Genomic DNA, 7,346 nt, shown 5'->3' on the forward strand with positions numbered 1-7,346 from the left:
CAGTATCGCACTAACCAGCTAAAGCTATTTAGATGGTTGACGCTGCGCCCGCAACCCGTCTAACCTTCAAATATCTATTCACCGGTTAAACCTGGAGGCGCCGCAATGACCACTGTCACCACACCCGGACACGTCGGACTCAACGTCACCGACCTGGCGCGCTCCGTGGAGTTCTATCGGCGGGCGTTGGGCCTGGAGCAGCTCGCCATCAGCACCGATGGTGATCACCGGTACGCATTCCTGGGGTATGCCGGGACGCTGAGACTGACCCTGTGGCAGCAGAGCGACGGTGCGTTCTCCACCGCGACGCCCGGCCTGCATCACCTGTCCTTCCAGGTCGACAGCATCGACGAGGTCCGCGCGGTGCAATCGGCACTCGAGGAGCTGGGGGCAGCGTTCGCGCACGACGGCGTGGTGGCCCATCACGAAGGCGCGGCCTCCGGCGGCATCTTCTTCACCGATCCCGACGGCATCCGGCTGGAGGTATACACCCTCAGCGGAGTGGACGCCGAGCCCGCGCCCACCGGCTCGGCACCCACCTGCGGATTCTTCTGAAGTCGCCGCGATGGACCTCTACCACGCCGGTGAGATCGCCGTTCAGCAGCGCATGGGACAACAGCAGGTGGCTGACCGGGTCGGCCGCATGGTCCGTGCCGAAATACCCACAGCGGCAGTCGATTTCCTGGCTGCGCAGCCGATGGTCGTCATCAGCGCGGTGGACGCCGAGGGCCAGGTGTGGACCGGCTTGATCACCGGTCCACCCGGCTTCGTGTACGCCGCCGATCCCCGGACCATCCTGATCGCGGGCGTGCCCGCCCCCGGCGATCCCCTGGCCGCCATCCTGACCCGTCCGCAGCGCATCGGAATGATCGCCATCGAGCCGCAAACCCGGCGCCGGATGCGGGTCAACGGCACCGCCGTACCGACTCCGAACGGCCTGCGCATCCACACCGAGCAGGTGTACTCCAATTGCCCGAAGTACATCACGCCCCGGCCGGTACCGGCATTCGACCGGAGCCCGGCAGGTGCCCGGTGGACGGCAGAGATCGACGCGCGCACCGGCGACACCGTCGGCGCCGCCGACACGTTCTTCGTCGGGTCGGCCGACACCGAGGGCAATGCCGACGCCTCACACCGCGGCGGATCTCCGGGTTTCCTGCACGTCGTCTCCCCGACCCGGTTGCGCTGGCCCGACTACCGCGGCAACTCGATGTTCATGACGCTGGGCAACATCGCCGTCAATCCACACTGCGGGCTTCTCATCCCGAATTGGCAGACCGGCTCGACCATCCAGCTGACCGGCACCGCCCGCATCGACTGGGATCACACCGAGGATGACGCCGCCGCCCAGTGCTGGATCGACCTCACGGTCACCGCGGTCGTCGAGCTGAGCGGGTCCGGTTAAGGCGCGCTGCGCTCCTGCTGCGCGGCGTCCAGCAGCTCACGGGCGTGCGCCCGCCCGGTATCGGTGTCACCGAGACCGGCCAACATCCGGGCCAATTCGGCCACCCGGTCGTCCTCCTGCAACCGCACCACCCGGCTGGACTTGGGTCCGCTCTCGACCACCAGATGGGTGTCGGCGTAGGCGGCGACCTGCGGCAGGTGGGTCACCACGATGACTTGGTGGGTGCGGGCCAGCCGGGCCAGCCGCCGTCCGATCTGCACCGCGGCGCGCCCACCGACACCGGCGTCCACCTCGTCGAAGACCATCGTGGTGCCCGCCGCCGACGCCGCGAGGACCACCTCAAGGGCCAGCATCACCCGCGACAGCTCACCGCCGGAGGCGCTCTTGGCCAGCGGAAGCAGGCCGGTGCCGCGGTGTGCGGCGAAGCCGAACTCGACGGCATCGGCGCCGTCGTGCCCGGCGTGCACGACGGTGCCGTCGGGCAGGGTCAGCGGCGCGGAGTCGTCACCGCGGGCCGGCAGCGGCGACACACTGATACCGAAATCGGCCCCGCTCATCGCCAGCCCGGCGAGCTCGGCGGTGACAGCCTTGGCCAGTCCCTTGGCGGCCTTGGTCCTGGCCTTGGTCAGGTCGGCGGCCACCGTGACGAGCTTGGCCTGCAGCTCGTCGACCCTGGCACGCAGCCCGGCCAGCGCCTCCTCCGAGACGTCGAGCTGGGCCAGCCGTTCCCGGGACTCCTTGGCCCAGGCCAGCACACCGTCGATATCGGCGGCGTACTTGCGGGTCAGTCCGCGCAGTTCGGCTTGGCGCGCCAGCTTGCCTTCCAACGTGCTTGCGTCGCTGGGCAATTCGGCAAGGTAATCACCGAGTTCGGTAGAGACGTCGCCGATCACCGCCACCGCCTCGGCCAGCCGGTCACCCAGAGCGCGCAGCGCGGAATCGTCGGTACCCTGCAGCATCGTCTTGGCCTGGGCCACCGCCCCGGCCGCCGACACCGATTCGCCGGCATCGTCGTCGGGTGCACCCGCCAGTGCGGCCCGGGCGCCGGCCGCCGCCTCGCGCAGCGCGTCGAGTTCCGAGAGCCGGCGGATCTCGGCGACCAGCGCGTCGTCCTCACCGGGTTCCGGCGCGACCTCGTCGATCTCGCTGAGCCCGAAGGTCAGCCGGTCCGATTCCTGGGCGAGTTCGCGCGCCCGCTGCGTGCGGTCGATCAGGTCCCGGCGCGCCGACAGCCATTCCTCGCGCACCGCACGGTATTTGGCCAGCGGCGTGGTCACGTCGGCGTACCGGTCCAGCGCGGCCCGCTGCTCGTCGGGGCGCATCAGCCGCAACTGGTCGTTCTGGCCGTGCAGCGCCAGCAGCTCGTTGGTGAACGAGCTCAGCGATTTCGCGGGAACGCTGCGGCCGCCCAGGTATGCCCGCGACGGCCCGTCGCGGCTGACCGACCGGGCGGCGATGACGCTGTCGTCGTCATCGCGTTCGGCCCCGGACGAATCGAGGATTTCGTCGATCCGGCCGATCACCTCGGACTGCACGTCGGTGGTGGTGAAACGCCCCTCGACCACGGCCCGTTGAGCCCCGGTGCGCACCCGGTTGGCATCGGCACGGGCGCCCCCGAGCAGGTGCAGCCCGGTGACCACCATCGTCTTACCGGCGCCGGTCTCCCCGGTGAGCACGGTCAGGCCGCGGTCGAACTCGGCGGTCGCGGTGCTGATCGCACCCAGCGACTCGATACGGATCTCGGAGAGCACTACTGGCCACGCCATCCCTTGACGGGCAGGCGGAACTTGCGCACCAGCCGGTCGGTGAAGGGCGCGCTGTCCAGCCTGATCCACTTCAGTGACGTGCCGCAGCGGGTGACCTCCAGGCGCGCGCCGGCGGGCACCACCATCTCGCGGCGGCCGTCGCAGAACACCATCGCGTCGTGCCCCCCGCTTTCCACTTCGATGGCGATCGCGGCATCCGGACTGGTGACCATGGGCCGCGCGAACAACGCGTGTGCGTTGTTGGGCACCACCAGGATCGCCTCCAGGTCCGGCCACAGGATCGGCCCGCCCGCGGAGAAGGCGTAGGCGGTCGACCCGGTGGGCGTCGAGACCAGCACACCGTCACAGCCGAAGGAGGACACCGGCCTGCCGTCGACCTCGAGCACGACACCCAGGACGCCCAACCGTGGACCCTTTTCCAGGCTGGCCTCGTTCAGCGCCCAGCCACGGTCCCGGATCTTGCCGCCCTCGCGGACCACCACGTCCAGTGTCATCCGCTTCTCGACGCGGTAATTGCGGTTGATGACGTTGTCCAAAACGATGTCGAGCACCTCGGTTTCGGCTTCGGCGAGGAAGCCGATGCGTCCCAGATTGACGCCGAGCACCGGGATCTCGACGTTGCGCGCGAGCTCGGCGGCCCGCAGGAACGTGCCGTCGCCGCCGAGGGCGAGCACCACCTCGCAGCCTTCGGCGGCGCGCTCGTCGGGATCGACGACCTCGATGTCGATCCCGAGGGCGCGCATGTCGTCGGGATCGAGGTGCAGCGCACCCCGGTCGACGGCTTCGGCGGTCAGCACCCGCAGCCCGATGCCGTGGTCGCCGAGCACCTTCTCGACGCGGCGGGCGGTGTCGGTGGCTTCATCGCGGCCGGTGTGCACGACCACCAGGATGGTGCGTTCGGTCGTCATTGCGGTCCTTCGTCGATGGCGCGGGCTATCGCGCGCTGGAGTGCGTCACCCTGCAGCGGGTGCTCGGTGGTTGCGCGCAACCAGAGGAAAAACTCGACGTTACCGGACGGGCCAGGCAGTGGGCTCGCGGTGACATCGACGGTATGCCAATGCAATTCGGCGGCCCGCTGGGCAACTCCGAGCACGGCGTCGGCGCGCAGCGCGGGATCGGATACCACCCCGCCGGCGCCCACCCGCTCCTTGCCGACCTCGAATTGCGGTTTCACCATCGGCACGATATCGGCGTCGACCGACGCGCAGGCGGTCAGTGCCGGCAGCACGGTCGTCAGCGAGATAAACGACAGATCGGCAACCACCAGGTCCACGACACCGCCGATGGCCTCCGGCGTCAACTCCCGCACATTGGTGCGTTCCAGCACGCTCACCCGGTCATCGGAGCGCACCGACCACGCCAACTGGCCGTAACCGACGTCGGCGGCGACGACGTGTGCGGCACCGCGGTCCAGCAGCACCTCGGTGAAGCCACCGGTCGACGCCCCGGCGTCCAGACAGCGCCGCCCGTGTACGGGAACGCCGAAAGCGTCCAGGGCGCCGATGAGTTTGTGTGCCCCGCGGGACACCCAGGTCCGTTCGACGGTGGCGACGGTCAGCGCGGCGTCGACCGACACCGCGGTGGCCGGCTTGACGGCAGGCATCCCGTCGATGCGGACCAAGCCGGCGTCGATCAACTCAGCTGCCTGCTGGCGCGACCGAGCCAGTCCGCGTCGCACCAGCTCGGCGTCAACCCGCGCGCGCCGTGTCATCGGTTCACGCTTCGCCGTGCACTATGCCGGAGCCCTCCACCGATTCCAGGGCGTGCACCAGCAGGTCGTGCGCTTGCTCGAGGCGCACGGCGATGGCCTCGATATCGGCCGGCTCGACATCGCCCACAGTGGTGTCGGGCAGTCCGGCCAGCAGCTCCTCGACATCGGAGCGGATCTGCTCGGGATCGGTACTCATCTCAGGAGATCACGCTAGTCGATTCGGTCAGCTCAGCAGCGCCCAGCGTTCCAGTGCCGCACGGGCCGTGTCGTCGCCCGGTTCGACCTGCAGCCGGCCGTCGGTGGCCTCGACCGCCCACCCGGCGTGCGCCACGGCGCGCACCACGCTCAGCTCATCGGTGGCCTGCTCGCCGGTCGCGCGCACCGTCAGCCTGGTCCCGTCGGTGTCGACGTGCCAGGCCGGGTGCGCGGCGATGCGCAGCGCCTCGCGGTCGGTATGCAGTGACCGCAGGTCAGGCGCCACGAAAACCGGCCGCCGTCCCGGGATGGCATGCACCATGTCGGCGGCGGTGTTCACCCCCGAGAGCACCATCAGGCTGGGCAGGCCCGCCGCGTTGGCGCCCTCGATATCGGTGTCCAGGCGATCCCCGATCACCAGCGGGGCACCGAAGGTGCCGCGGGCTAGTGCGTCGTTGAGCAGCGTGGGGGCCGGCTTACCGGCGACCTGGGGTTCCTGGTCGGTGGCCGACCGCAGCGCTGCCACCATGGAGCCGTTGCCCGGCAGCAGTCCGCGTTCGGACGGCAGGGTGCGATCGATATTGGCGGCCACCCAGATGGCGCCGGCGCGGATGGCGAGCGCGGCCTCGGCCAGATCGCTCCAACCGGTGGCCGGGGAATGCCCCTGCACCACCGCAACAGGGTCCTCGGCGCAGCTGCGGACCGGGCGCAAGCCCACGCCCTCGATCTCGGCGGCCAACGACTCGGTGCCGACGATCAGTACCGCGGCCCCCGCCGGGAGTTGGCCGGCCAGCAGTCGCGCCGCGCTTTGAGCGCTGGTGACCACGTCCTCGGCGCCGGCGGCGAAACCGAGTTCACGCAGGTGAGCGGCGACTTCGGCCGGCGAACGGGAGGCGTTGTTGGTGACGAACAGCGCCCGGGGCTGCAGTTCGGCCAGGCTTTCGACCGCTCCGGGGGTGGCTTCGTGGCCTCGGAAGACGGTGCCGTCCAAATCCAGGAGCAGGCAGTCATGCTCCTGTACCAATGTGCCCATCTCAGGTCAGCTCGGTGAGGCGCTCTTCGGCGTCGGTGACGCCGTCGACGTCGGCAGCCGCCGCGTGGATGAACGCTTGCACCGCGTCTTCGGTCCGGCCCAGGGCCAGCAGTGTCTCGGCGTAGGCGTAGTACAGCCGGGCGCTGGTTTGCCCGATCTTGGTGGGGTCCAGCGGAGGGCTGGACAACACGGCCAGGGCTTGTTCGTGCTGTCCCAGGTCCGAGCGTGCGCCGGCCACGACGATGCGCAGCTCATCGGCGTCGTCGCCGGTGAGCTGTTCGGCTTCTGGGGTGCGGGCCAGTTCGATGGCCCGCTCGGGCCGGCCGACACCGCGCTCGCAGTCGGCGATCAGGGGTAGCAGCGAGGACTTGCTGCCCATTCGGCGGGCGGCACGCAACTCGGCGAGCGCTTGTGCCCAATCGCCGCAGTAATAGGCGGCGATGCCGACGGCTTCCCGGACAGCGGCGATGCGTCCGGACCTGGCTCGCGCCGCGCGGGCATGGGCCAGTGCCGCCTCGGGGTCGTCGTCGAGCAGTTCACCGGCCGCGACCAGATGCCGGGCCACCACGTCGGCGGTCGACTTGTCCAGCGTGATCAGCTCACTGCGGATCTCCGGCGACAGCTGTTTGGCCTCGATCTCCTTCGGGATGGGTGGTCCGGAGGGTCGCCGGGCGTCGTTGTCGGGTGCATCCTGCGGTGCGCGCGGACGGTCGCGGAAGTTCCGTCGCGGCCCGCCGTCGGTTCGGCGCGGACGCCGTTCACCGCTGCCACCCTGCCTGTCCTGCGCCACGCTGGCCTTCCTGGTCGATCATGTGTCCCGGAAAAGGATAGCCGGGTGCCGGCGAATCGCGACAGCCGACCGAATTCGCCGCCGAATAACCGAATTATCTCGTGAATATAGAATTACCCCCCACGTAATCGTGGGGGGTAATTCTAATGTGTGTTCGGCGGTGTCCTACTTTTCCACCCGTGTGGGTAGTATCATCGGCGCTGGTAGGCTTAGCTTCCGGGTTCGGGATGGGACCGGGCGTTTCCCTGCCGCTATGGCCGCCGTAACTCTATTCACTTTTTCAGTGACCCCCTGTTGTGTTGGGGGAAATTCTTGGGTGTTTTGGTGGTGGGGTGCGTGAAACCATTGCTGGTTTCTCGTGTCCAATCAAGTGTGGATGTGTGGTTGCGAGCGCGGTGTGCGTCAAATTTTCTTTGTCTTACACGGTTTGTTTGTTACCCACCCCC

The 7,346-nt window shown here is 69.0% G+C and carries 8 protein-coding genes and 1 rRNA gene; 2 read left to right on the plus strand and 7 right to left on the minus strand.

Annotation, left to right across the window (positions count from 1 at the left end):
* The first annotated feature begins 105 nt into the window (after positions 1–105).
* Together SBI67_RS10400 and SBI67_RS10405 are read left to right on the plus strand one after the other, a co-directional pair.
* A complete protein-coding gene (locus SBI67_RS10400) occupies positions 106–555 on the plus strand; it encodes a VOC family protein (protein WP_318980438.1) in 450 nt (149 codons plus the stop codon).
* Positions 556–565: 10 nt separating this feature from the next.
* Positions 566–1,405 (plus strand): pyridoxamine 5'-phosphate oxidase family protein, encoded by an 840-nt coding sequence (locus SBI67_RS10405; RefSeq protein WP_318980439.1) that lies wholly within the window; start codon positions 566–568, stop codon positions 1,403–1,405.
* Here SBI67_RS10405 and recN read toward each other — a convergent pair.
* From recN to rrf, 7 genes are all read right to left on the minus strand, one after another.
* Positions 1,402–3,156: a DNA repair protein RecN gene (gene recN, locus SBI67_RS10410; protein ID WP_318980512.1), complete on the minus strand. Its 1,755-nt coding sequence runs from the start codon at positions 3,154–3,156 to the stop codon at positions 1,402–1,404. The two genes, SBI67_RS10405 and recN, sit on opposite strands and share 4 nt — an antisense overlap.
* The gene (locus SBI67_RS10415) at positions 3,156–4,079 is read right to left on the minus strand and encodes an NAD kinase (RefSeq protein WP_318980440.1); all 924 of its coding nucleotides are present in this window, start codon (positions 4,077–4,079) and stop codon (positions 3,156–3,158) included. Before SBI67_RS10415 ends, recN begins: the two co-directional genes overlap by 1 nt.
* A complete protein-coding gene (locus SBI67_RS10420) occupies positions 4,076–4,882 on the minus strand; it encodes a TlyA family RNA methyltransferase (RefSeq protein WP_318980441.1) in 807 nt (268 codons plus the stop codon). Before SBI67_RS10420 ends, SBI67_RS10415 begins: the two co-directional genes overlap by 4 nt.
* 4 nt (positions 4,883–4,886) lie before the next feature.
* Positions 4,887–5,078 (minus strand): hypothetical protein, encoded by a 192-nt coding sequence (locus tag SBI67_RS10425; RefSeq protein ID WP_318980442.1) that lies wholly within the window; start codon positions 5,076–5,078, stop codon positions 4,887–4,889.
* 27 nt (positions 5,079–5,105) lie between these two features.
* A complete protein-coding gene (locus SBI67_RS10430) occupies positions 5,106–6,110 on the minus strand; it encodes an HAD-IIA family hydrolase (protein ID WP_318980443.1) in 1,005 nt (334 codons plus the stop codon).
* A gap of 1 nt (position 6,111) precedes the next feature.
* Complete coding sequence (locus SBI67_RS10435; protein WP_318980444.1) at positions 6,112–6,900, minus strand: tetratricopeptide repeat protein; 789 nt, start codon at positions 6,898–6,900, stop codon at positions 6,112–6,114.
* 152 nt (positions 6,901–7,052) lie between these two features.
* Positions 7,053–7,165 (minus strand): 5S ribosomal RNA (rrf, locus tag SBI67_RS10440).
* Between the last annotated feature and the right edge of the window lie 181 nt (positions 7,166–7,346).

The organism is Mycolicibacterium chengduense (assembly GCF_033741155.1).
In the GTDB taxonomy this organism is placed as follows: Bacteria; Actinomycetota; Actinomycetes; order Mycobacteriales; family Mycobacteriaceae; genus Mycobacterium.

Excerpts from the sequence above, each read along its gene's own strand:
- SBI67_RS10420 (WP_318980441.1), bottom strand. The coding sequence starts at position 4,882 with ATGACACGGCGCGCGCGGGTTGACGCCGAGCTGGTGCGACGCGGACTG.
- SBI67_RS10405 (WP_318980439.1), top strand. The coding sequence starts at position 566 with ATGGACCTCTACCACGCCGGTGAGATCGCCGTTCAGCAGCGCATGGGA.
- SBI67_RS10425 (WP_318980442.1), bottom strand. The coding sequence starts at position 5,078 with ATGAGTACCGATCCCGAGCAGATCCGCTCCGATGTCGAGGAGCTGCTG.
- SBI67_RS10400 (WP_318980438.1), top strand. The coding sequence starts at position 106 with ATGACCACTGTCACCACACCCGGACACGTCGGACTCAACGTCACCGAC.
- SBI67_RS10430 (WP_318980443.1), bottom strand. The coding sequence starts at position 6,110 with ATGGGCACATTGGTACAGGAGCATGACTGCCTGCTCCTGGATTTGGAC.
- SBI67_RS10415 (WP_318980440.1), bottom strand. The coding sequence starts at position 4,079 with ATGACGACCGAACGCACCATCCTGGTGGTCGTGCACACCGGCCGCGAT.